Annotated in this window: 20 protein-coding genes; 11 read left to right on the forward strand and 9 right to left on the reverse strand. The window is 52.6% G+C overall.

Annotated elements, in window-relative coordinates; genetic code table 11:
- Positions 1-15: 15 nt before the first annotated feature.
- The gene (locus ABVM99_RS21965) at positions 16-1,608 is read right to left on the reverse strand and encodes an ABC-F family ATPase (RefSeq protein WP_052938236.1); all 1,593 of its coding nucleotides are present in this window, start codon (positions 1,606-1,608) and stop codon (positions 16-18) included.
- Between the two features lie 218 nt (positions 1,609-1,826).
- On the opposite strand from ABVM99_RS21965, the gene ldtB reads away from it, so the two are divergent.
- Positions 1,827-2,747, forward strand: a complete 921-nt coding sequence (gene ldtB, locus ABVM99_RS21970; RefSeq protein WP_001056404.1) for a L,D-transpeptidase — start codon at positions 1,827-1,829, stop codon at positions 2,745-2,747.
- Between the two features lie 43 nt (positions 2,748-2,790).
- Here the strand turns inward: ldtB and ABVM99_RS21975 are convergent, their stop codons facing one another.
- The gene (locus ABVM99_RS21975) at positions 2,791-3,903 is read right to left on the reverse strand and encodes an anion transporter (protein WP_023195884.1); all 1,113 of its coding nucleotides are present in this window, start codon (positions 3,901-3,903) and stop codon (positions 2,791-2,793) included.
- Positions 3,900-4,373: a manganese-binding transcriptional regulator MntR gene (gene mntR / locus ABVM99_RS21980; protein ID WP_000533542.1), complete on the reverse strand. Its 474-nt coding sequence runs from the start codon at positions 4,371-4,373 to the stop codon at positions 3,900-3,902. The genes ABVM99_RS21975 and mntR overlap by 4 nt, the downstream gene beginning before the upstream one ends.
- Positions 4,374-4,558: 185 nt before the next feature.
- On the opposite strand from mntR, the gene mntS reads away from it, so the two are divergent.
- Together mntS and ABVM99_RS21990 are read left to right on the forward strand one after the other, a co-directional pair.
- The gene (mntS, locus tag ABVM99_RS21985; RefSeq protein WP_001001755.1) at positions 4,559-4,687 is read left to right on the forward strand and encodes a manganase accumulation protein MntS; all 129 of its coding nucleotides are present in this window, start codon (positions 4,559-4,561) and stop codon (positions 4,685-4,687) included.
- 264 nt (positions 4,688-4,951) lie between these two features.
- A complete protein-coding gene (locus ABVM99_RS21990; protein ID WP_058799599.1) occupies positions 4,952-6,532 on the forward strand; it encodes a phosphoethanolamine transferase in 1,581 nt (526 codons plus the stop codon).
- Positions 6,533-6,594: 62 nt separating this feature from the next.
- Here ABVM99_RS21990 and ompX read toward each other — a convergent pair whose 3' ends face one another.
- Positions 6,595-7,110, reverse strand: coding sequence for an outer membrane protein OmpX (ompX, locus tag ABVM99_RS21995; protein ID WP_000716763.1), 516 nt, complete (start codon positions 7,108-7,110; stop codon positions 6,595-6,597).
- A gap of 353 nt (positions 7,111-7,463) precedes the next feature.
- Between ompX and rhtA the strand changes: the two genes are divergently transcribed.
- The 6 genes from rhtA to ybiO all read left to right on the forward strand — a co-directional run bounded on the left by rhtA (position 7,464) and on the right by ybiO (position 14,245).
- Positions 7,464-8,351 carry a threonine/homoserine exporter RhtA gene (gene rhtA / locus ABVM99_RS22000; RefSeq protein WP_001119554.1) on the forward strand — a complete coding sequence of 296 codons (888 nt, stop codon included), beginning with the start codon at positions 7,464-7,466 and terminating at the stop codon, positions 8,349-8,351.
- Between the two features lie 302 nt (positions 8,352-8,653).
- On the forward strand, positions 8,654-9,157 hold the full coding sequence (gene dps, locus ABVM99_RS22005; RefSeq protein ID WP_000100805.1) for a DNA starvation/stationary phase protection protein Dps: 504 nt from the start codon (positions 8,654-8,656) through the stop codon (positions 9,155-9,157).
- Between the two features lie 476 nt (positions 9,158-9,633).
- Positions 9,634-10,380, forward strand: a complete 747-nt coding sequence (gene glnH, locus ABVM99_RS22010; RefSeq protein WP_000838671.1) for a glutamine ABC transporter substrate-binding protein GlnH — start codon at positions 9,634-9,636, stop codon at positions 10,378-10,380.
- Positions 10,381-10,525: 145 nt separating this feature from the next.
- Entirely contained in the window at positions 10,526-11,185 is a 660-nt protein-coding gene (gene glnP / locus ABVM99_RS22015; RefSeq protein WP_001159076.1) for a glutamine ABC transporter permease GlnP, read from the forward strand.
- Positions 11,182-11,904: a glutamine ABC transporter ATP-binding protein GlnQ gene (glnQ, locus tag ABVM99_RS22020; protein ID WP_000569093.1), complete on the forward strand. Its 723-nt coding sequence runs from the start codon at positions 11,182-11,184 to the stop codon at positions 11,902-11,904. The genes glnP and glnQ overlap by 4 nt, the downstream gene beginning before the upstream one ends.
- A gap of 118 nt (positions 11,905-12,022) precedes the next feature.
- Positions 12,023-14,245, forward strand: a complete 2,223-nt coding sequence (gene ybiO, locus ABVM99_RS22025; protein ID WP_001267702.1) for a mechanosensitive channel protein — start codon at positions 12,023-12,025, stop codon at positions 14,243-14,245.
- Here the strand turns inward: ybiO and rlmF are convergent.
- A complete protein-coding gene (gene rlmF, locus ABVM99_RS22030; protein WP_023195881.1) occupies positions 14,242-15,168 on the reverse strand; it encodes a 23S rRNA (adenine(1618)-N(6))-methyltransferase RlmF in 927 nt (308 codons plus the stop codon). The genes ybiO and rlmF overlap by 4 nt on opposite strands.
- 204 nt (positions 15,169-15,372) lie before the next feature.
- Between rlmF and ABVM99_RS22035 the strand changes: the two genes are divergently transcribed.
- Together ABVM99_RS22035 and ybiJ are read left to right on the forward strand one after the other, a co-directional pair.
- Complete coding sequence (locus ABVM99_RS22035; protein ID WP_000146332.1) at positions 15,373-15,639, forward strand: DksA/TraR family C4-type zinc finger protein; 267 nt, start codon at positions 15,373-15,375, stop codon at positions 15,637-15,639.
- A gap of 284 nt (positions 15,640-15,923) precedes the next feature.
- Positions 15,924-16,184 carry a DUF1471 family protein YbiJ gene (gene ybiJ, locus ABVM99_RS22040; protein WP_000849089.1) on the forward strand — a complete coding sequence of 87 codons (261 nt, stop codon included), beginning with the start codon at positions 15,924-15,926 and terminating at the stop codon, positions 16,182-16,184.
- Between the two features lie 155 nt (positions 16,185-16,339).
- On the opposite strand, the gene ybiB is transcribed toward ybiJ, so the two are convergent.
- From ybiB to ABVM99_RS22060, 4 genes are all read right to left on the reverse strand, one after another.
- Positions 16,340-17,314 (reverse strand): DNA-binding protein YbiB, encoded by a 975-nt coding sequence (gene ybiB, locus ABVM99_RS22045; protein WP_023195880.1) that lies wholly within the window; start codon positions 17,312-17,314, stop codon positions 16,340-16,342.
- Between the two features lie 29 nt (positions 17,315-17,343).
- Positions 17,344-19,488: an ATP-dependent DNA helicase DinG gene (dinG, locus tag ABVM99_RS22050; protein WP_001218630.1), complete on the reverse strand. Its 2,145-nt coding sequence runs from the start codon at positions 19,486-19,488 to the stop codon at positions 17,344-17,346.
- Positions 19,489-19,695: 207 nt separating this feature from the next.
- The gene (gene rhlE, locus ABVM99_RS22055) at positions 19,696-21,057 is read right to left on the reverse strand and encodes an ATP-dependent RNA helicase RhlE (protein WP_000007065.1); all 1,362 of its coding nucleotides are present in this window, start codon (positions 21,055-21,057) and stop codon (positions 19,696-19,698) included.
- Between the two features lie 180 nt (positions 21,058-21,237).
- Positions 21,238-22,749: iron-containing alcohol dehydrogenase (locus tag ABVM99_RS22060; RefSeq protein ID WP_149865581.1), on the reverse strand; the 1,512-nt coding region annotated here is incomplete at its 5' end.

Genomic DNA, 22,749 nt, shown 5'->3' on the forward strand with positions numbered 1-22,749 from the left:
GTTACAGACAATAACTTACTCGATCCCTTTACTACGCAAATAATCGTCGTAGTTGCCGCTGAAGTCCACCACGCTCTCCGGCGTAATTTCAATGACGCGGGTTGCCAGCGAGCTGACGAACTCACGGTCGTGCGAAACAAAGATCAGCGTGCCCTGATACAGCTCCAGCGCCATATTCAGCGATTCGATCGACTCCATATCCAGGTGGTTAGTCGGTTCGTCCATAATCAGGATATTCGGCTTTTGCATCATCAGTTTGCCGAAAAGCATACGGCCCTTCTCGCCACCGGAAAGGACTTTCGCAGGCTTTTTGATATCATCCTGGCTAAATAGCAGGCGGCCCAGAATACTGCGCACTGCCTGCTCGTCGTCGCCTTCCTGCTTCCACTGACTCATCCATTCAAACACCGTCAGGTCATTTTCGAATTCATATTCGTGGTCCTGCGCGTAGTAACCAATACGCGCGTTTTCCGACCATTTAACGGTGCCGTGATCGGCGTCCAGATCGCCAACCAGCGTCTTCAGCAGCGTAGATTTACCCACGCCATTGGTGCCGAGTACCGCCAGCTTCTCGCCGACTTCGAGCAGCAAATTGACATTTTTAAACAGCGGACCGTTATCAAAACCTTTCGTCAGCGCTTCCACTTCCAGAGCGTTACGGAACAGTTTTTTATCCTGCTCAAAACGGATGAACGGGTTCTGACGGCTGGAGGCTTTCACCTCTTCCAGCTTGATTTTATCAATCTGCCGCGCGCGCGACGTTGCCTGACGCGATTTAGAGGCATTGGCGCTAAAACGGCTAACAAAAGATTGCAGCTCGGCAATTTGCGCTTTTTTCTTCGCATTATCGGCCAACAGACGTTCACGCGCCTGAGTCGCCGCCGTCATATACTCATCATAGTTACCCGGATAGACGCGCAAGTCGCCGTAATCCAGATCCGCCATATGCGTACAAACCATGTTCAGGAAGTGACGGTCGTGCGAAATGATAATCATCGTGCTATCGCGCTCGTTCAGCACCTGCTCCAGCCAACGGATAGTATCAATATCCAGGTTGTTGGTCGGTTCGTCGAGCAACAGGATGTCCGGGTTAGAGAATAACGCCTGCGCCAGCAGCACACGCAATTTCCAGCCTGGCGCGACTTCACTCATCAGACCGTAATGCTGCTCCAGCGGGATGCCCACCCCCAACAGCAGTTCGCCCGCGCGCGCCTCAGCGGAATAACCGTCCATCTCGCCGTATTTTACTTCCAGATCGGCGACTTTATAGCCGTCTTCTTCGCTCATTTCCGGCAAGGCATAGATACGGTCGCGCTCCTGCTTGACTTCCCACAGTTCGCCATGCCCCATAATGACAGTATCAAGAACGGTGAATGTTTCAAAAGCGAACTGGTCCTGACGCAGCTTACCGATGCGCTCATTCGGATCGAGGGAAACATTGCCCAGCGTCGGCTCCAGGTCGCCGCCGAGGATTTTCATAAAAGTGGACTTTCCGCTACCGTTGGCGCCGATCAGGCCGTAACGGTTGCCGCCGCCAAATTTGACGGAAATGTTTTCGAACAGCGGCTTACTGCCGAACTGCATGGTAACGTTGCTGGAAACTAACACAGGCTTATCCTGAAAAAAGATGTGACAAACCGCTTATTATGCCACAAGTCTGAAATAAGATCGCGCCCTGTACAAAGGGCTACACTGAACCGTAAGGGAAAAAAACGTGATTTCGTACACATCTGAATTCCCTGTTTACTGGAATGCACCTATAATGCGCTCCCAACATGACAGAATTCTCAACCTACTAGCCTGCTTGGCACAGAATCTCGCATAACATGAATATGAAATTAACAACGCTTTTCGCGGCGGCTTTCGCTGTAGTTGGTTTTTGTAAAACAGCCTCAGCAGTCACTTACCCGCTGCCTACCGATGGTAGCCGTTTAATTGGGCAAAATCAGGTCATCACCGTTCCGGAGGGCAATACCCAGCCGCTGGAGTATTTTGCCGCGGAGTATCAGATGGGGCTGTCCAACATGCTGGAAGCCAACCCGGGCGTGGATACCTTCCTGCCGAAGGGCGGTACCGTGCTGAATATTCCGCAGCAGCTGATCCTGCCGGATACCGTACACGAAGGCATTATCATCAATAGCGCGGAAATGCGCCTCTATTACTACCCGAAAGGCACAAACACCGTTATCGTCCTGCCGATTGGGATCGGTCAGTTAGGTAAAGACACGCCTATCAACTGGACGACCAAAGTTGAACGTAAAAAAGCCGGTCCGACCTGGACGCCTACGGCAAAAATGCACGCTGAATATCGCGCCGCCGGCGAGCCGCTGCCTGCCGTCGTGCCTGCGGGCCCGGATAACCCGATGGGCCTGTACGCACTGTACATCGGTCGCCTGTATGCTATTCACGGCACCAACGCCAACTTCGGCATCGGGCTTCGCGTGAGCCACGGCTGCGTACGTCTGCGCAACGACGATATCAAATTCCTGTTTGAAAATGTGCCGGTCGGTACCCGCGTGCAGTTTATCGATGAACCGGTAAAAGCCACCACCGAACCGGACGGTAGCCGTTACATTGAGGTGCATAACCCGCTGTCAACGACGGAAGCGCAGTTTGAAGGTAAGGAAGCGGTGCCGATCACGCTTAATAAGAGTATCCTGGCCGTCACCAACGAGCCTGACGTTGATCAGACCGTCGTACAACAGGCAGTTCAGGATCGTTCCGGGATGCCGGTTCGTCTGAACTGACAGACTCTGCCTGCGAAGCCCGATAGATACTATCGGGCTTCTCTTACAGCATCAGTTGCAATAATCCATATCCCACCAGCGCCGCCCATGCCAGCATCGGCAGCGAATAGAAATGAAATCGCCACCAGATTCGGCGATCGTTCGCCATCCGTAAAGCAATAAGATTTGCCAGCGACCCCGGCAGCAGACCAAACCCGCCGATATTCACCGCCCACGCCAGCAGCGTCGAGGCCGGTACATAGTTCAGCAGGAGAATGGTACTGGGCACATTACTGATAACCTGCGACAGGCCGATAGCGGTTAGCCAAAGTCCCAGGTGAGACAGTGCGCCAACCTGGTTGAAAACGCCCTGCAACGCCGGCAATTGCGTTAGCAGATGGACATCAATAAACATCGCCATAAATACCAGCAGCAGCGTCCAGTCCACGCTGACTATCACCCTGCGCGCCAGCACAATAAACCCAGCCGCCACCAACACCAGTCCCCATAACTCTTGCCTGAGCTCCAGCGCGGTAAGAAAAACGACATATAATGCCAGGCAACTCCACACCAGACGGGGCTGCCACTGCGGCGAACGCGTACCGGTATGATACTGTAACGCCCTACCCGGAAAACAAAACCAGCACAGGAGCAGTAACGTCAGCATCATCATGACGGCAAGCGGCGCCATTTGCCCGCTAAATTCAGCAAAGCTTAAGCCGGAGCGTCCCCATAACAGAATATTTTGCGGATTACCGACAGGCGTCAGCAGCGAACCGGCGTTCACCGCCAACGCTTCAAAAATAATCAATCGGTTGACCGGAATCGCGCACAGTTTTTTTAATGTTATCGTCAGCGGCACAACGATAAACAGCGCGACATCGTTTGTCAGAAAGGTCGACAGCACCGCCGCAGCCAGCACCAGGAACATCGCCAGTTGCCGCTCGGTATGAAATCGGCGCGTCATCTTGCGTCCCAGCACATCAAAATAGCCGCTCAGCTCAACGCCTTTAGTGAGCAACATTAACCCACTGAGGGTAATAATGGTGTGCCAGTCAATCGCGCCAGGCCAGGCGCGAGGCGCAAAAGGAACAAACAGGCTTAACGCCATCCCCACAATGATCAACAACTGAAAAAAACGGTCACGCCGCAGCGCCCGTAAAAAGGCCAGATTCATTCTGCAGATGTTCCATGCTGTTGCGTGAAGGCCAAAAAGGCATCCAATGTCTCCTGGCTGACATGGTGTTCCATCCCTTCCGCATCACGACGCGCGATTTCCGGGCTTACGCCTAATACCAGTAAAAAATTTTCGACAATTTGATGCCGCTCGCGGCTTTCCTGCGCCAGCTTCTCCCCTTCCGGCGTCAGAAAAACGCCGCGCCAGGGGATCATTTGAATAAATCCTAACGATGCCAGGCGTTTAAGCATTTTGGCCACAGTCGGCTGGGAGACGCCGAGCCGCGCCGCCATATCCACCTGACGCGCTTCCCCTACCTCAATAATTAAATCGGAAATCAGCTCAACGTAATCGTCTATCAACTCACGGCGATGCGCCTCTCTGACCTGACGAAATCCTTCAACGTGTTCTTCTACGTTCACCAATTGCGTCACTTTTTTTGTTGTTGGCGTACCTGCGCGACGACCCATTTTGCTTCCTCGTTTCTGTGACGCGTTAACGCGTCAGCTGACAGAGCGCTCATTGTAAACCAGAGTTGTCCGGGCACAAAAAATTAACGTTTTAGCAATAGCTATAAAACATAGCCTGTGCTATATCTGTATGTAATGCAGACATCCCTCACGGATCGATGGGATAGAAACATCAGGAGGTTTATATGAACGAATTTAAGAGGTGTATACGCGTGTTCAGTCACTCTCCCTTTAAAGTCCGGTTAATGCTGCTCTCTATGTTGTGCGATATGATCAACGGCAAACCGGAGCAGGATAACCCATCCACGAAATAACGCGGCGGTGCGGTACGCCGCTTTATTTTGCATCCTCAACGGAAATGGCGCCCATTTCCCCTGTTTTTTTGTGGTTTTGCTATTCTCTTCGCAAAACATTTTCTTTCCGGCGGTTGACCTTCTTACCCGCACGCTCTATCTTCTGGCAGCCCTGAATATTTTGCGACTCGCCGTTGCGAACCCAATACCTTTTTTACGCATAATCAGGCAGGTAATGACCCTTCGCGCCAGGGTTAGCACATGGCGTTTTTGCAATAGTGGCATATGAATTCAACCCTTATCGATTCACTTCTGGCCCGTCGTCGGGCTGTAAGCCCATGGGCGGGCCTCTACTTTTTACAGTCGCTGCTGATTAACCTCGCGCTCGGCTACCCCTTTAGCCTGCTTTATACCGCGGCGTTTACCTGCCTGCTGCTGCTGCTCTGGCGCTACCTGCCCCGCGGACAAAAAGCGCTGCTCGGCATCTGTTCGCTGGTAGCCGCTTGCTATTTTCCCTTTGGACAGGCTTACGGCGCGCCGAACTTTAATACGCTGCTGGCGCTGCACTCCACCAATATGGAAGAGTCGAGCGAAATCCTGACCATCTTCCCGTGGTATAGCTACCTGACCGGACTTTTTATTTTTGCGCTGGGTATTATTGCGCTTCGTCGCCGAAAAGAAGAGGTCAGGCCGCGCTGGAATAGCCTCGACAGCCTGTGCCTGCTGATCAGCGTCGCGGCATTTTTCGTCGCGCCGGTACAAAATCTGGCGTGGGGCGGCGTTTTTAAGGTTATTGATACCGGCTATCCGGTTTTTCGCTTCGCCAAAGACGTTATCGTCAATAACAACGAAGTCATTGAAGAGCAGCACCGTATGGCGCAGCTATCCGGCATAAAAGATAGCTGGACGGTTACTGCGGTGAAACCCAGATATCACATCTATGTCGTGGTGATTGGTGAAAGCGCGCGACGGGATGCCATGGGCGCTTTCGGCGGCCACTGGGATAATACCCCCTTCGCCAGCCATGTGAATGGCGACTTCTTTATGGATTGCATCGCCGCCAGCGGCTCAACGCAAAAATCGCTCGGTTTAACGCTCAATCGCGTGGTGGATAACAAACCGCAGTATCAGGATAACTTCGTCACGCTGGCTAACCGCGCCGGTTTTCAGACATGGTGGTTTTCCAATCAGGGGCAAATCGGCGAATACGACACGGCCATCGCCAGTATCGCCAAACGCGCCGATGAAGCGCATTTCCTGAAAAACGGCGATTTTGAAGCAGATAAAAATACTCGCGACGACGCGCTGTTAACCATGACGGCGCAGGTATTGGCGACAGAACGCACGCAACCGCAGTTGATTGTGTTGCATTTAATGGGGTCGCATCCCCAGGCCTGCGACCGTACTCAGGGAAAATACGCGACGTTTGTCCAGTCGAAAGAGACGTCTTGTTATTTATACACCATGACGCAAACCGATGATTTACTCCGTCAGCTCTATACTCAGCTTCGTCATAGCGGCGACAGTTTTTCGCTCGTCTATTTCTCCGATCACGGGCTGGCGTTTAAAGAGCGCGGCAAAGCGGTACAGTACCTGGCGCATGACGACAAATTCCAGCAAAACTTCCAGGTGCCGTTTATGGTGCTATCCAGCGACAGTAAAGCGCATCGGATCATTAAAGCTCGCCGTTCTGCGAACGATTTCCTGAGTTTTTTCTCGCAATGGACAGGAATTAGCGCTAAAGAGATCAAAAATCGCTATCGATTTATTTCGGAACAGAAAGCCGGGCCCGTTTATATCACCAATTTCAAATTACAAAAAGTGGACTATAACCATCTGGGCAGCGATATTTTTTCACTAAAATAATGCATGTTTCAGGCAAAAAAAATCCGCCCCGAAAGGCGGATTTTTCATTTTCACCGACGTGATTAGAAGCGGTAACCCACGCCAGCAATCCAGGTGCCAACGTCAACGCTACGAATACGGCTCTGCTCGTAAGAGAAGTCCAGAGCAACATTTTCCATCGGGTTGAATTGCAGACCAGCGCCATAGGAGAAGCCATAATCGCTGGTGTCATGCTTGTAGGTTGGGTAATCGGTCGTCTGGAATTTACCGTAACCCACACCGACTACACCGTAGATGCTCGCCCAATCGTTCAGACGGTAAGCCGGGCCGGCAGTGATGCCGTAGTACTGACCTTTGTTGTAATCGCCCGCACCGTTAGTACGATCTTTTTCGGTGTAGGTGAAGGAACCGATTACGCCCAGCGGGTTGTCGTCCTGCTCGTAACGATACTTCAGGTTGAAACCGCTCATTTTATTCGCTACGCCCTGCGCGTCGCTCTGAGCGTAACCACCGGTAACGGTAGAAGTAGCAGCTACTGCAGTACCTGCGGAAAAAGCCAGAACAGCGGCCAGTGCTGAAAGACATGCAATTTTTTTCATAACCACCTCAAATGTGCTTCAAGTAAGTCCTAAGTTTTAAATATATCAAAAATTAATGGGAAACTCTTTGCGATTCACGGTGTCTAAGGGCGCCTTTCATGTAACAGAACGTTTCCATATCGCGCTATCTTATTCAATTAACATCACTTTTCCGGCTGATTGCACCAATAATGCGCGTGCGACGCGATACATTCATCCAGATTATTCCTAAACTAACAGTCTATTTATCCATCAATTTAAGTTCATTTTATGGAATCCTGGAAATTTTTTTTCAACGAATCCTCAACCGCCACGGGGAATTTCCATTACACTGCCACCTTTACTCGTACTGACATTTTTTGACAGGAGAAAGGATGCCGGGGTCAACACGTAAACTACCAGTCTGGTTGCCCATTTTGGTTTTGCTCATTGCCATGTCCTCTATTCAGAGTGGCGCTTCACTGGCGAAATCGTTATTTCCTCTTGTCGGCGCGCCGGGCGTAACGGCGCTTCGTCTGGCGTTGGGAACGCTTATCCTTATCGCCTTTTTCAAACCCTGGCGTTTGCGTTTTGCCAAAGAGCAGCGGCTGCCTTTATTGTTTTATGGTCTGTCGCTGGGCGGGATGAACTATCTATTCTATCTGTCGATTCAGACGGTGCCGTTGGGTATTGCGGTCGCGCTGGAATTTACCGGTCCTCTGGCGGTCGCGCTGTTTTCATCCCGGCGGCCGGTAGATTTTATTTGGGTCGTACTGGCTGTGCTTGGGCTCTGGTTCCTGCTGCCATTAGGGCAAGATATGTCTCACGTCGATCTTACCGGGGCCGCGTTAGCGCTCGGCGCTGGCGCCTGTTGGGCTGTCTATATTCTTACCGGCCAGCGAGCAGGCGCGGAACATGGTCCGGCCACGGTGGCGGTAGGCTCGCTGATTGCCGCCATCATTTTCGTGCCGATTGGCGCAGTTCAGGCTGGCGACGCGCTATGGCACTGGTCGATTCTTCCCTTAGGGTTAGCGGTCGCTGTGCTTTCTACGGCGCTGCCTTATTCACTGGAAATGATTGCGCTGACGCGCCTGCCAACCCGCACCTTCGGTACGCTGATGAGCATGGAACCCGCGCTGGCCGCCGTTTCCGGGATGATTTTTCTGGGCGAAACGCTTACGGGCATACAAATCCTGGCCCTGTGCGCCATCATTGCCGCCTCAATGGGTTCTACCCTAACGATTCGACGCGAACCGCAAATTAAACAAGTTGACGTAAAATAGTTTCTTATTCTGCATGATGTGCATAATCATGCAGAATATCACCTCGTTATTCACCTTTTATTATTGCGCTATTACTTCGTCATTTTTTGTCATATTTTTTCTCATTTTTTACATTAAAATGAGAATTATTACCCACCAAACAGCAAACTCGCCTAACCAATTGATTTTTAATAAAAACAAATATTAAATCTTGTCTGTACTATTAAAGTGATAGGTAAATTCAAAAAAGCAAAGTTAAAAACCGGTGCTATACTTATTTTCGTTAATTACCTGGGACACAAACATCAAGAGGATATGAGATTATGAGTACCGCTAAACTGGTAAAAACAAAAGCGTCTAATCTGCTTTATACCCGTAACGATGTATCAGAGAGCGATAAAAAAGCGACGGTTGAGTTGCTTAATCGTCAGGTGATCCAGTTCATTGACCTGTCGCTGATCACGAAACAGGCCCACTGGAACATGCGCGGTGCTAACTTTATTGCCGTTCATGAGATGCTGGATGGCTTCCGTACCGCACTGACCGATCATCTGGATACTATGGCCGAGCGCGCCGTACAGCTTGGCGGTGTGGCGTTAGGCACCACGCAAGTTATCAACAGCAAAACACCGCTGAAAAGCTATCCGCTCGATATCCATAACGTGCAGGATCACTTAAAAGAACTGGCCGATCGCTACGCTGTTGTCGCTAATGATGTTCGCAAAGCTATCGGTGAAGCCAAAGATGAAGACACTGCCGATATCTTTACCGCCGCATCACGCGACCTCGATAAATTCCTGTGGTTTATCGAATCCAACATCGAATAAATCTATCTCTACCCTGAATACTTCGAGTTGCAGGAAGGTACAAACGCAGCGAATCCGCAGAAGCCTGACTTCCGTCGGTCACTGAAGCGAACGCACCTGCAACTTGATGTACACAGGTATATAAGTCATCCCTATACCCCTGCCTGTCACAGGGGTTTTGCACTTAAATAGTGCACACGTCTTGTACTCCCCTCCGATAAAAGTGAATCATTTGTAATAATTACATCACACAATCGTTAATTAAAGATTGTTTTAACAACAATTTTTACGCTAAATAGACCCTGTATCTCTACGTTGTTATTCATGCACTAAATCAGTGCCCCAAAACGGTGCGGCATACTGGTTTTGCCCGACTTATTGTGCACAGGAATGATTGACGCTTCTGTTAAAACAATGAGTTACATAATTGGCATGATTTTTTCATTACGCTACATGTTCTCGCAGGGGATCGCCCCGTGGATAGAAAAGGAAATGCTATGAAGTCTCTATTAAAAGTTTCACTGGCTGCACTTACCCTGGCTTTTGCGGTGTCTTCGCACGCTGCGGATAAGAAACTCGTGGTGGCAACCGATACGGCGTTCGTTCCGTTTGAATTTAAACAGGGCGACAAGTACGTCGGTTTTGATGTTGATCTGTGGGACGCTATCGCGAAAGAACTGAAGCTGGACTACACCCTGAAACCGATGGATTTCAGCGGCATTATTCCGGCATTACAAACCAAAAATATCGATCTGGCGCTGGCGGGTATTACGATTACGGACGAGCGTAAAAAAGCGATCGACTTTTCCGATGGCTATTACAAAAGCGGTCTGCTCGTGATGGTGAAAGCCAACAATAACGACATTAAAAGCGTGAAAGACCTCGATGGCAAAGTCGTGGCCGTGAAGAGCGGAACCGGGTCGGTGGATTACGCGAAAGCGAATATCAAAACCAAAGACCTGCGTCAGTTCCCGAACATTGATAACGCGTACATGGAATTAGGCACTAACCGCGCAGACGCCGTTCTGCACGATACGCCGAACATCCTGTACTTTATCAAAACCGCAGGCAACGGCCAGTTCAAGGCGGTAGGCGAATCGCTGGAAGCACAGCAATACGGAGTTGCCTTCCCGAAAGGCAGCGATGAACTGCGCGAGAAAGTCAACGGCGCGCTAAAAACGCTGCGTGAGAATGGCACCTATAACGAAATCTACAAAAAATGGTTCGGTACAGAACCTAAATAAAACGACCTGATGTTGGCTTGTGGCCCGGTAGTGAGGACGCTCACCGGGCCTACAGCTCTTTTCCGTGACGGATAAGACACTTTCACGCCATTTCCGCGCCGGATAGAGCATTTGACTATTTACACCACGGTAACAGGAACGACATATGCAGTTTGACTGGAGCGCCATCTGGCCCGCCATTCCGCTTTTGCTTGAGGGCGCTAAAATGACCCTGTGGATCTCGGTCCTCGGTCTGGCTGGCGGCCTGGTTATTGGACTGGCGGCAGGTTTTGCCCGTACGTTTGGCGGCTGGTTCGCCAACCACATCGCCCTGGTTTTCATTGAAATTATTCGCGGCACGCCCATCGTTGTCCAGGTCATGTTTATCTACTTTGCCCTGCCGATGGCATTTAATGATTTGCGTATTGATCCGTTCAGCGCAGCGGTCGTGACAATTATGATTAACTCCGGCGCTTATATCGCGGAAATTACTCGCGGCGCAGTACTATCCATTCACAAAGGTTTTCGCGAAGCGGGTCTGGCGCTGGGTCTTTCGCGCCGGGAAACCATCCGCCATGTTATTTTACCGCTTGCTCTGCGCCGTATGCTGCCGCCGCTAGGCAACCAGTGGATCATTAGCATCAAAGACACCTCGTTGTTTATTGTTATCGGCGTAGCCGAGCTGACCCGTCAGGGCCAGGAAATTATTGCCGGTAACTTTCGCGCCCTGGAAATCTGGAGCGCCGTGGCCGTCTTCTATTTGATCATTACGCTGGTGCTGAGCTTTATTTTGCGTCGTCTTGAAAGAAGGATGAAAATCCTGTGATTGAATTTAAAAACGTCTCCAAGCACTTTGGCCCCACCCAGGTGCTGCATAACATTGATTTAAACATCCGTCAGGGCGAAGTGGTTGTGATTATCGGCCCTTCCGGTTCGGGTAAATCCACGTTATTACGCTGTATCAATAAACTGGAAGAGATCACTTCCGGCGATCTGATTGTCGATGGTCTGAAAGTCAACGATCCTAAAGTAGACGAACGGCTGATTCGCCAGGAAGCCGGCATGGTGTTTCAACAGTTTTATCTGTTCCCGCATCTGACCGCGCTCGAAAACGTGATGTTCGGTCCTCTGCGCGTGCGCGGCGTAAAGAAAGAAGAAGCGGAAAAACAGGCGAAAGCACTATTAGCGAAAGTTGGACTGGCGGAACGGGCGCACCACTACCCCTCCGAGCTTTCCGGCGGTCAACAACAGCGCGTCGCCATTGCCCGAGCGCTGGCAGTGAAGCCGAAAATGATGCTCTTTGACGAGCCAACCTCCGCTCTGGACCCTGAACTGCGCCATGAAGTGCTGAAAGTCATGCAGGATCTCGCGGAAGAAGGCATGACCATGGTCATTGTCACTCACGAAATCGGCTTTGCCGAAAAAGTCGCCTCACGGCTGATTTTCATCGATAAAGGCCGTATTGCCGAAGATGGCAGTCCGCAGGCGTTGATCGAAAATCCGCCAAGCCCACGTTTACAGGAATTTTTACAGCACGTCTCCTGAGATATCGCCCTTCCTGCCCTGCGGCAGGGAGGGCATCATGGAATAGTCCCATTTCATTTTCCCTCCCCTGCGCCATCTATACTTAGTGTTTTGCATCTCTTTTCTCACTGGAGGAGTCATGCGGTGGACCCTGTTCATCCTTTTTTGTCTACTGGGCGCGCCTGCCCATGCGGTCGCCATACCCGGCGTGACCACAGGGACATCAACCAGCCAGCAAGCAGCGCCAGAGCCCAGTCCTGAACAAAAAAAAGCGGCCTATGCGGCCCTGGCTGACGTACTGGAGAACGAGGCTTCACGTAACGAATTGATAGCGCAACTCCGCGAAGCCTCAACCACGCCGCCGACCGAGCCGGCGCCAGCGCTTGCGCCGCCTGCGGCCAAAGATGAGAAAACGGTACTGGAGAACGTCACCACCGTTACCCGTCAGTACGGCGATGCTTTCGCTACCCGTTTCGCCCAGCTTTATCGCAACATCACCGATGCGCCGCACAAGCCGTTTAACTCGCAAACCTTCACCAACGCGTTAACCCACTTTTTATTTCTGGCCGTCGCGGTATTTGGTTTTTATAGCGTGATACGGCTTTGCGCCCTGCCGTTATATCGAAAAATGGGCCTGTGGGCGCGCAAGAAAAACCGTGAACGCAGCAACTGGTTACAGCTCCCGGCGATGATCGTCGGCGCGTTTATTATCGACCTGCTGCTACTGGCGCTCACCTTATTTATCGGTCAGATGCTCAGTGATAATTTCCATGCGGGAAGTCGAACTATCGCTTTTCAGCAAAGCCTGTTCCTGAATGCCTTCGCGCTGATAGAGTTCTTTAAAGCGATTCTGCGGCTTATTTTTTGCCCTAATGTACCGGAGTTACGCCCATTCGCGATTCAGGATGCGACAGCGCGTTACTGGAATCGCCGTATGAGTTCGCTTAGCAGTTTGATTGGCTACGGGCTGATTGTTGCCGTTCCGATTATTTCCAACCAGGTGAATGTTCAGGTTGGCGCGATGGCGAATGTGGCGATCATGCTCTGCATCACCATCTGGGCGCTGTACCTAATCTTTAAAAACAAAGCGGAGATTACGCAACATTTATTAAGTCTGGCGGAACGATCATTAGCCTTTTTTAGCCTGTTTATCCGCGCCTTTGCGCTGGTGTGGCACTGGCTGGCCAGCGCCTACTTTATCGTGCTGTTTTTCTTCTCGTTATTCGACCCAGGCAATAGTCTGAAGTTTATGATGGGCGCGACCGTGCGCAGTCTGGCGATTATTGGCATCGCGGCGTTTATCTCCGGTATGTTTACCCGCTGGATAGCGAAAACCATCACCCTGTCGCCCCATACGCAGCGCAATTACCCGGAATTACAAAAGCGGCTTAACGGCTGGCTCTCCTCGGCGCTAAAAGTCGCACGCTTTTTGACCGTCTGCGTCGCCGTCATGCTGTTGCTCAACGCCTGGGGATTATTCGATTTCTGGCACTGGCTACATTATGGCGCGGGGGAAAAGATGGTCGATATCCTCATCCGTATCGCGTTAATCTTATTCTTCTCCGCCGTGGGATGGACGATTCTCGCCAGTCTGATTGAGAATCGCCTGGCCTCCGATATTCATGGTCGCCCGCTACCCAGCGCCCGCACGCGCACGCTGCTGACGCTGTTCCGCAATGCGCTGGCAGTGATTATCAGTACCATAACCATCATGATCGTGTTATCGGAAATCGGCGTCAATATCGCGCCATTGCTGGCTGGCGCGGGGGCGTTAGGTCTGGCTATCTCTTTCGGTTCGCAAACCCTGGTGAAAGATATTATTACCGGCGTCTTTATTCAGTTTGAAAACGGGATGAATACCGGCGACTTAGTCACCATAGGCCCGCTGACGGGGACGGTCGAAAGAATGTCGATTCGTTCCGTCGGCGTGCGGCAGGATACCGGGGCATACCATATTATCCCGTGGTCCTCGATCACCACTTTCGCCAACTTTGTGCGCGGTATCGGCTCTGTTGTCGCCAACTATGACGTGGATCGCCATGAGGATGCGGATAAAGCGAATCAGGCGCTGAAAGACGCGGTAACGGCGCTGATGGAGACGGAGGATATTCGCGGGCTGATTATCGGCGAACCCACGTTCGCCGGTATTGTCGGTTTAACGAACACGGCGTTTACTTTACGCGTATCGTTCACCACCCTACCGCTCAAGCAGTGGACGGTGCGTTTTGCCCTTGATAGCCAGGTGAAAAAGCATTTTGATCTGGCCAATGTGCGCGCGCCGGTGCAAACGTATCAGGTTCTACCCGCCCCCGCCGGCGGCCCGTCGCCTGATTCACTGCCGCCGCGCGAACCGACGATTTAGCGTTTACGGGTGATAAAACGGCGACGCTGGTCGCCATCCATAAAGGTCCAGGCAATAAAGCGGCTTTGCTTTTGCCCCTGGGCCATCTCTTTTTTCACCACTTTCACCGCGCCAGCCTCCGTCAACGCCCGGTAAAGCGGCGGTAAATTCTCGCCGTGCGACACCAACGTCGTAAACCACAACACCTGACGGCGGAAGGTTTGGCTTTCAGCAATCATTTTTTTAATAAAGGCGACTTCGCCGCCTTCACACCATAGCTCCTGCTGTTGACCGCCAAAGTTCAGCGCATCATCTTTATTCTGCCCCAAATTGCGGCGCTTACGCTCGCTGCCCGCGCGGGCTGCGGCGGCGGAGTCGTGAAAAGGTGGGTTACAAAGCGTTGCGTCATAAAATTCATTTTTATGAATGATACCGGTAAAAATGGCCGCCGGATCTTTTTGCCGACGCAGACGAATGGCGCGGCTTAACCCCGTATTAGCCTGAATGATAGCCTGCGCGCTGGACATCGCTGCGTCGCTGACTTCACTACCGGTAAATCGCCAGCCATATTCATGGACGCCGATAAGCGGATAAATACAATTGGCGCCCACGCCCACGTCCAGAATAGTTGCCTGCGCCGGAATACTCCCTGTCGTTTCGCCAAGCAGATCCGCCAGATGATGGATATAATCCGCACGACCAGGCACTGGCGGACATAAAAACCCTGGCGGAATGTCCCAGTGTGTGACGGCATAAAAATGCGCCAGCAACGCCTTATTGAGCGCTTTTACCGCTTGCGGATTAGCAAAATCAACGCTCTGTTCACCGGCGGGCGTGCGGATAAGAAAGGACGTCAATTCCGGCGTGGTCTGACACAGTGCGGCGAGATCATAACGGTGTTGGTGGCGGTTGCGCGGGTGTAACCCCGGTTTCTGGGCGGACATGGCATTCTCCTTTTAGCAGCGGCGTAAGATACCCGTATAACGCCACGGGGTAAATATACCACCGCGAATTCCCTGCCTCGCTCGTTTGATCGGATATCTGAATGACATTGGTTCTGCTCATGGTCTGAAAAGATCGCGCGATGCGATTTTTTCACCTGACGGCGCTACACTTAACCTCAGGTACCCTAAAATCAGGAGAGCGTGATGGCATCCGGCTGGGCAAATGACGACGCAGTGAATGAACAAATCAACAATACCATTGAAGATGCCGTTGCCCGCGCTCGCGGCGAACTTCCTCACGGCGAAAGTCGCGATGAATGCGAATCTTGCGGCGACCCTATCCCTGAAGCGCGGCGTAAAGCCGTACCGGGCGTTCGGTTATGCATATCCTGCCAACAGGAGAAAGATTTACATAACGCAACATTTTCAGGATATAATCGCAGAGGTTCAAAAGACAGCCAGTTACGCTGACTTTTCTTTACCGAAACCGCCAGTATCATCCATTCCTTTACGCTCATGCTTTTTAGCGTTCTGCGTCGCAGAATGTGCCGTTAACCTCGACTCTGTAAAGCCAGATGACAAGAACGGTAAATTCCACTGTTGAATTAATTAATAATCAATAGGTTATTTGTCATTCAAAAATTTTGAGCAAGGCCGTCAATTCTATTCGATTTTATCTTTCGCAAAAAACCGTGATACTCATCACATCGACGGAACATCGTCCCATAAACAGAATAACCTGCGAGAGATTAATCATGAAAACCATTAAATATGCTGTTGCAGCCATCGCGCTTTCCACCCTTTCTTTTGGCGCTTTTGCCGCAGAACCGGTTAGCGCGTCTCAGACGCAAAACCTGCATAAAATCGGCGTAGTGTCTGCCGATGGCGCCACCACGCTGGATGGCCTGGAAGCTAAACTGGCTGAAAAAGCCGCCGCTGCTGGCGCAAGCGCTTATAACATCACCTCCGCCGTGGGTAATGACAAAATGAGCGGCACTGCGGTGATTTATAAATAATTTACCTGTCCGCCAGATTTCAGGCTGTAACATCGCTGTTGTTTGAATTCTGACGGGTATTACCCTCGTCTGTTTGCCAACAGACCCACTGCTCCAACCCTCATTAACCCTGTTTGTTACCCTTATTTGCCCGTCCGTCACTGGACGGGTTTTTTTTATTCGCTAAAAGCCTGTTCGACGCGCGCAAGCCCGTCTTCTAACGTCGCCGCCTCTCTCGTCGCAACCAGACAACAGGCCATTTGCGTTTTTAATGATTGCGGCACCGGCTCGTGGCCGGCAAGGCAGCGCTCAATCCAGCGCGCGGTGATTTCAGGATCTTTAGTCGCAGGCAGTGAAAGCGGCTCGTCGTACGTGTCGCTCTGGCGCTCATGCAGTACCTGCACGCCGCGGCTATCAATCAGGCTAATTTGCGGACAGCGTTGCGGGTTGGCATAGACTTCGCCTTCGGTACCATGCATCAGCAAAGCCCGCCCGCCAATGCGGCTAAAAAAGGTCGCCACACGCGGAACATATTCAGGATGAGAAACGCTTGATAAGCGCAGCGCGGCATCCTCAGCAAATGGCGTCGCCAGCTTGGCCAGTGAATGCGCGCTGTTACGCACGCCCATCCGCCAGCGCATCGCCAGCTGTTTTTCCAGCGGCGGGCAGAGCGCGCTCACCGGGATAAACACCGGCTGGCGCCCGTCCAGTTTGGCCTGCGCTTGTCCACCGTGTAGGGTGGGGATAATCCCCATCAGCTCAAATATAGTTTCCGTCAGTACACGGGTCGGATCTTCACTGACGCCGTGTACTACGACTGGGAAGCCCAATTTATGCAGCAGGATAGCCAGCAGCGGCGTTAAATTCGCCTGTTTACGCGCGCCGTTATAGCTGGGAATAACGACCGGCAACGGCCTATCTGCGGGCGGTGTCAGTTTGATGGTATGATTCTGCATGGCCTCATAAAAGCCCAGCATTTCGGCTTCGCCTTCGCCTTTAATACGCAGCGCCATCAATATACTGCCCATTTCCAGGTCGGGGATGTCGCCATTCAGCATTCGGGTATACAAACCGCGCGCGGTATCCAGATCCAGATCGCGGGCGTGATTTTTACCTCGCCCGATCTCTTTGATGATCTTGCGATAATCCATTGAAAGCTCCTTGAAGTGTGCTCACAGCATTAACGCCGTCGGCGGCGTGCAGGTTTTGCTTTTGGTTTTACTATAACGTCTGGCACGGCAGGCTGCTCTATCGGAAAAACAGGTAAGGCATTCAGTAAACGCTGTCCGTAGTTTTTGGTCAACAAACGCTTATCATAAATGACCACTTCTCCCCGACAGGCGTGGCTACGGATCAATCGCCCTACCTGCTGAATTAAATTAAAAGACGCGCTTGGTAAGCTTTGTACCTCAAACGGATAACGATTCAGGCTTTTTAGCCATTCGCCTTCGGTGATCACGACCGGGCTGTCGATCGGCGGAAAGGCAATTTTATGGATATGGACTTGCGTCAGCAGCTCGCCTTTAAGATCCAGCCCTTCGGCAAAAGACTGAAGCCCAACCAGCACGCTACGTTCGCCGCTCTCCACCCGTTTACGGTGCAGCTCCACCAGCCGGTAACGCGGCTGGTCGCCCTGGACCAGGAGGAGTAAGCGTACATCAGCGACATGCTCCAGAAAACGCTGCATCGCCCGCCCGCTGGCGAACAGTACCAGCATACCATGATGTTTTTTGCTCTCCAGTTGCTCGCGAAAATAGGCCGCCATTTCGGCAATATGCTGCTCTTCGTTATCAATAGTGGGTTCGTAGCGCATTTGAGGAATCACCAGTTTCCCCTGTTCCACATGATTAAACGGCGAATCCAGCGCCACAAAGCGGTCGCCGGCTTTTTCTTTTAAGCCGCTCATTTCCTGCAGGCGCGAAAAGCTATTGAGCGAGCGCAGTGTCGCCGAGGTGACAATAATGTGCGGTACGCTGCGCCATAACAATCTTTCCAGCTGATCGCTGACGCGGATACCGACACAATGGAACCAGACGTGGAGTTGCCCTTCGCGTATTTCACGCGTCGCCCATTTGGACACCGGCGCGCCTGAAGACTGCGCCATCGAAGCCAGCCGCCATAATTTACTTTGCGCCTCGAACATTCCCAGCGCCCGGTTCATCTGTAAAATCACCCGATGCAAACGCACAATATCGTGCGACCCGGTTTTTTCGCTGAGATCGTTGAGAAAGGACTCCGCCAGCCCACGCAGCGTCTCGGTCAGCTTCGCCAGTCGCTGGCAGATTTCCATGACCTCATCAGGCAACTCGCCCATTGCAAAACGGTGCTCCGCCTCCTGCGCTGCGGGCATATACAGATTAAGAATGGCATTGAGCGAGGCGATCAGTTCGTATACCTCCTCGCAATGGGCGTTAAGTCGCTCAGGGTTCGCTAACGGCGGCGTGGTTTTAGGGCGAAACTGCTCCATGCAGGTCGCCACCAGTTTGCTGAACAGATCCAGTTGCAAGCGATACCAGGAGGCGGTAATTTCCGCGCTCATCTCCAGCGCATCGCGCGCGACATCGGGCAGATGATGACCTTCATCCAGTACCAACAGCAGATGCTTTGGTTCCGGCAGTACGGCTTCACTTTCCATCGCCGCCATTACCAGCGCGTGATTCGCCACCACGACTTCCGCTTCCTGTATTTCACGTCGGGCGACAAAGAATGGACATTCGCGGTAATAGTGACAGTTGCGGTTCAGACAACTGGCTTTATCGGTACTTAATCGCCGCCACAGATCGTCGTCAATAGCAATGTCGGTATGATCCCGCAGACCATCCCATTTGTAACCGTCAAGATCCCCTTTCAGCCTGGCGCAACGCTTTTGCTCTTCCTGGTTGTTAGGCGTCAGTTCGTCATCAAGAAAGGCGAGCAGATCCTGCTGCGTAGGCTCGCTACTGGCGAGCGCCGCCAGGTTTCGCGGACACACGTAACGCCCGCGGCCAAAGGCGGCGGTAAAGCGCAGATCGGGGATGATTTTTCGTAGCAGCGGCAAATCTTTGCTAAAGATCTGATCCTGTAACGCCACGTTAGCGGTACTGACCACCAGTGTTTTTTGCTCTTCCCGGGCAATGGCGATACCGGGAATAAGATAGGAGAGGGTTTTCCCGACGCCGGTCGGCGCTTCAATAGCCAGATGTCTCCCTTCTTCCCCGGCCAGCGTTCTGGCGACGTCAGCAATCATCTGCCGCTGCGGCGCACGGGGAATAAAGTCGGGAATCTGGTCCTGAAGCGCCTTATACCAGGCGGCGATTTGCGCTTTCAGCGCAGCGGTCAATGCCATGAGAAAACCTGAAGTACTGTATAAACAGCCACTATTGTGTCACATTTCAGGGGCGGGAAGTACCTTTTTTACCGGTTCTGGAAGGCGGCTCGCAACGCGATGTGTATTTTGCCGGATGGCGGTGCAAGCACCTTATCCGGCCTACGTATTTGCATAGTCCGTAGGCCCGGTAAGCGTCGCGCTACCGGGCATGTTGCCGGATAAAATTTACTGGGCAGGCGTGATTCTGCGCGGGCGACGCGGCGGACGTGCTTTGTCGCCAGCGGGTTTCCCCTCGCCTGTGCGCGGTTTTGGTTTCGCCTTCGCCGCCCCGCTATCCTGACGTCGCGGCTGCTGACTGCGCCCCGCTCCCCCCTGATTTTGTCCGCGTCCACGACCGCCGCCGCCGCGCTGCTGACGACCATTCTGAATCGGCTCCGCTTTAATCGACGGGTCCGGCTCATAGCCCGGCGTCGTAATGCGTGGGATCTCTTTTTTCAGCAACTTTTCGATATCACGCAACAATTTATGTTCGTCAACACAGACCAGCGACAGCGCCTCGCCAGTTGCCGCCGCGCGACCGGTACGGCCAATACGGTGTACATAATCTTCCGGCACGTTCGGCAGTTCATAGTTGACCACGTGCGGCAGTTCTTCAATATCCAGACCACGCGCCGCAATATCCGTCGCCACCAGCACGCGAATATCGCCGGATTTAAAATCGGCCAGCGCGCGGGTACGTGCGCCCTGCGATTTATTACCGTGGATCGCCGCGCTGCGAATACCGTCTTTATTAAGCTGTTCCGCCAGATGGTTCGCGCCATGCTTGGTGCGGGTGAAGACCAACACCTGCTGCCAGTTGCCCTGGCCAATCATCTGCGACAACAGTTCACGTTTGCGTTTTTTATCGACAAAGTGCACGTGCTGCGTCACCTGCTCTGAGGCCGTGTTGCGGCGCGCCACTTCGATTTCCAGCGGGTTGCGCAACAGCTTTTCGGCAAGCGCTTTGATGTCGTCGGAGAACGTGGCGGAGAACAGCAGATTCTGACGCTTCGCCGGCAGTTTCGCCAGCACGCGACGAATGTCGTGAATGAAGCCCATATCCAGCATACGGTCGGCTTCATCCAGTACCAGAATCTCAATCTGATCCAGCTTCACGGCATTTTGATGTTCCAGGTCGAGCAGACGTCCCGGCGTCGCCACCAGCACATCCACGCCGCCGCGCAGTTTCATCATCTGCGGATTGATGCTTACGCCGCCAAATACCACCAGCGAGCGAATATTGAGATATTTACTGTAATCTCTGACGTTTTCGCCAATTTGCGCCGCCAGCTCGCGGGTTGGCGTGAGGATCAACGCACGCACCGGGCGACGACCTTTAGCATGCGGCTGATGGGTAATCAGATGCTGCAACAATGGCAGGGTAAAACCCGCCGTTTTACCGGTTCCGGTCTGGGCGCTGGCCATCAGATCGCGGCCTTCCAGCACGGCGGGAATCGCCTGTTGCTGAATAGGGGTAGGTTCACGGTAACCCTGCTCGGCAATGGCGCGCAGGATATCAGGGTTTAATCCCAGGGAATCAAAAGACATAACTACTCCGGACCGCCCCGACCGTTGCCGGTGTAGTTTTCAGGGAGATGCTCAAATTTGGAATGACAAAAACCACAGTGTCATGAAGGGGCGGAGTGTAGCAGTTTTTGTGATGCGGCGCATAAATTATCCTTACGGTGAGCCGCGGGGAAATGACGCCCCGCGACGGAGATCCATGCGTTATTGTTCAGCAAACGCCTCGCCGTAGAAACTTGCCAGCAGCAGTTGGCGCAGTTCCGATACCAGCGGATAACGCGGGTTAGCGCCGGTACACTGGTCATCGAAGGCATCTTCAGACAGTTTGTCAACGTGTGCCAGGAAGTCAGCTTCCTGCACGCCAGCTTCACGGATAGACTTAGGAATGCCCAGCTCAGCTTTAATGCTTTCCAGCCATGCCAGCAGTTTTTCAATCTTAGCGGCGGTACGGTCGCCCGGCGCGCTCAGGCCCAGGTGGTCAGCAATTTCAGCGTAACGACGGCGTGCCTGCGGACGATCGTACTGGCTGAAAGCGGTCTGCTTGGTCGGGTTGTCATTCGCGTTGTAGCGGATAACGTTACAAATCAGCAGGGCGTTCGCCAGACCGTGCGGAATGTGGAACTGAGAGCCCAGTTTGTGCGCCATGGAGTGACATACACCGAGGAAGGCGTTGGCAAACGCGATACCGGCGATAGTCGCTGCACTGTGAACACGTTCACGCGCAACCGGGTTTTTAGACCCTTCGTGGTAAGACGCCGGCAGGTTTTCTTTCAGCAGTTTCAGAGCCTGCAGAGCCTGACCGTCAGAGAACTCAGAAGCCAGTACGGAAACATAAGCTTCCAGGGCGTGAGTCACCGCATCCAGACCACCGAACGCACACAGGGACTTCGGCATATCCATCACCAGGTTGGCGTCGACAATCGCCATATCCGGGGTCAGGGCATAGTCAGCCAGCGGATATTTCTGACCGGTTGCATCGTCGGTCACAACCGCAAACGGTGTGACTTCAGAACCGGTACCGGAAGTGGTGGTGACGGCGATCATTTTCGCTTTCACGCCCATTTTCGGGAACTTGTAGATACGTTTACGGATGTCCATAAAGCGCAGCGCCAGTTCTTCAAAGTGAGTTTCCGGATGTTCGTACATGACCCACATGATTTTCGCGGCGTCCATCGGGGAACCGCCGCCCAGCGCGATAATCACGTCCGGTTTGAAGGAGTTCGCCAGCTCAGCGCCTTTGCGAACAACGGAAAGCGTCGGGTCGGCTTCAACTTCGAAGAAGACTTCGGTTTCAACGCCAGCCGCTTTCAGCACAGAGGTGATCTGGTCTGCATAGCCGTTGTTGAACAGGAAGCGGTCAGTCACGATGAGCGCACGTTTGTGGCCATCAGTAATCACTTCATCCAGCGCGATGGGCAGAGAGCCACGGCGGAAGTAGATAGATTTCGGAAGTTTGTGCCACAACATGTTTTCAGCTCGCTTAGCAACGGTTTTCTTGTTGATCAGGTGTTTCGGACCAACGTTTTCAGAGATGGAGTTACCACCCCAGGAACCACAACCCAACGTCAGGGAAGGTGCGAGTTTGAAGTTGTACAGGTCACCGATACCACCCTGAGAGGCCGGGGTGTTGATCAGGATACGCGCGGTTTTCATCATCTGACCGAAGTAAGCAACGCGTTCTGGCTGGTTATCCTGGTCAGTGTACAGGCAGGAGGT

Source organism: Salmonella sp. SJTUF15591 (assembly GCF_043356435.1).
GTDB classification, from domain to species: Bacteria; Pseudomonadota; Gammaproteobacteria; order Enterobacterales; family Enterobacteriaceae; genus Salmonella; species Salmonella enterica.

Excerpts from the sequence above, each read along its gene's own strand:
- ybiB (WP_023195880.1), bottom strand. The coding sequence starts at position 17,314 with ATGGATTATCGCAAGATCATCAAAGAGATCGGGCGAGGTAAAAATCAC.
- rhtA (WP_001119554.1), top strand. The coding sequence starts at position 7,464 with ATGCCGGGGTCAACACGTAAACTACCAGTCTGGTTGCCCATTTTGGTT.
- ybiJ (WP_000849089.1), top strand. The coding sequence starts at position 15,924 with ATGAAAACCATTAAATATGCTGTTGCAGCCATCGCGCTTTCCACCCTT.
- ABVM99_RS22035 (WP_000146332.1), top strand. The coding sequence starts at position 15,373 with ATGGCATCCGGCTGGGCAAATGACGACGCAGTGAATGAACAAATCAAC.
- dps (WP_000100805.1), top strand. The coding sequence starts at position 8,654 with ATGAGTACCGCTAAACTGGTAAAAACAAAAGCGTCTAATCTGCTTTAT.
- rhlE (WP_000007065.1), bottom strand. The coding sequence starts at position 21,057 with ATGTCTTTTGATTCCCTGGGATTAAACCCTGATATCCTGCGCGCCATT.
- ABVM99_RS21990 (WP_058799599.1), top strand. The coding sequence starts at position 4,952 with ATGAATTCAACCCTTATCGATTCACTTCTGGCCCGTCGTCGGGCTGTA.
- ldtB (WP_001056404.1), top strand. The coding sequence starts at position 1,827 with ATGAATATGAAATTAACAACGCTTTTCGCGGCGGCTTTCGCTGTAGTT.
- glnH (WP_000838671.1), top strand. The coding sequence starts at position 9,634 with ATGAAGTCTCTATTAAAAGTTTCACTGGCTGCACTTACCCTGGCTTTT.
- ABVM99_RS21975 (WP_023195884.1), bottom strand. The coding sequence starts at position 3,903 with ATGAATCTGGCCTTTTTACGGGCGCTGCGGCGTGACCGTTTTTTTCAG.
- ompX (WP_000716763.1), bottom strand. The coding sequence starts at position 7,110 with ATGAAAAAAATTGCATGTCTTTCAGCACTGGCCGCTGTTCTGGCTTTT.
- mntR (WP_000533542.1), bottom strand. The coding sequence starts at position 4,373 with ATGGGTCGTCGCGCAGGTACGCCAACAACAAAAAAAGTGACGCAATTG.
- glnP (WP_001159076.1), top strand. The coding sequence starts at position 10,526 with ATGCAGTTTGACTGGAGCGCCATCTGGCCCGCCATTCCGCTTTTGCTT.
- rlmF (WP_023195881.1), bottom strand. The coding sequence starts at position 15,168 with ATGTCCGCCCAGAAACCGGGGTTACACCCGCGCAACCGCCACCAACAC.
- dinG (WP_001218630.1), bottom strand. The coding sequence starts at position 19,488 with ATGGCATTGACCGCTGCGCTGAAAGCGCAAATCGCCGCCTGGTATAAG.
- mntS (WP_001001755.1), top strand. The coding sequence starts at position 4,559 with ATGAACGAATTTAAGAGGTGTATACGCGTGTTCAGTCACTCTCCCTTT.
- ybiO (WP_001267702.1), top strand. The coding sequence starts at position 12,023 with ATGCGGTGGACCCTGTTCATCCTTTTTTGTCTACTGGGCGCGCCTGCC.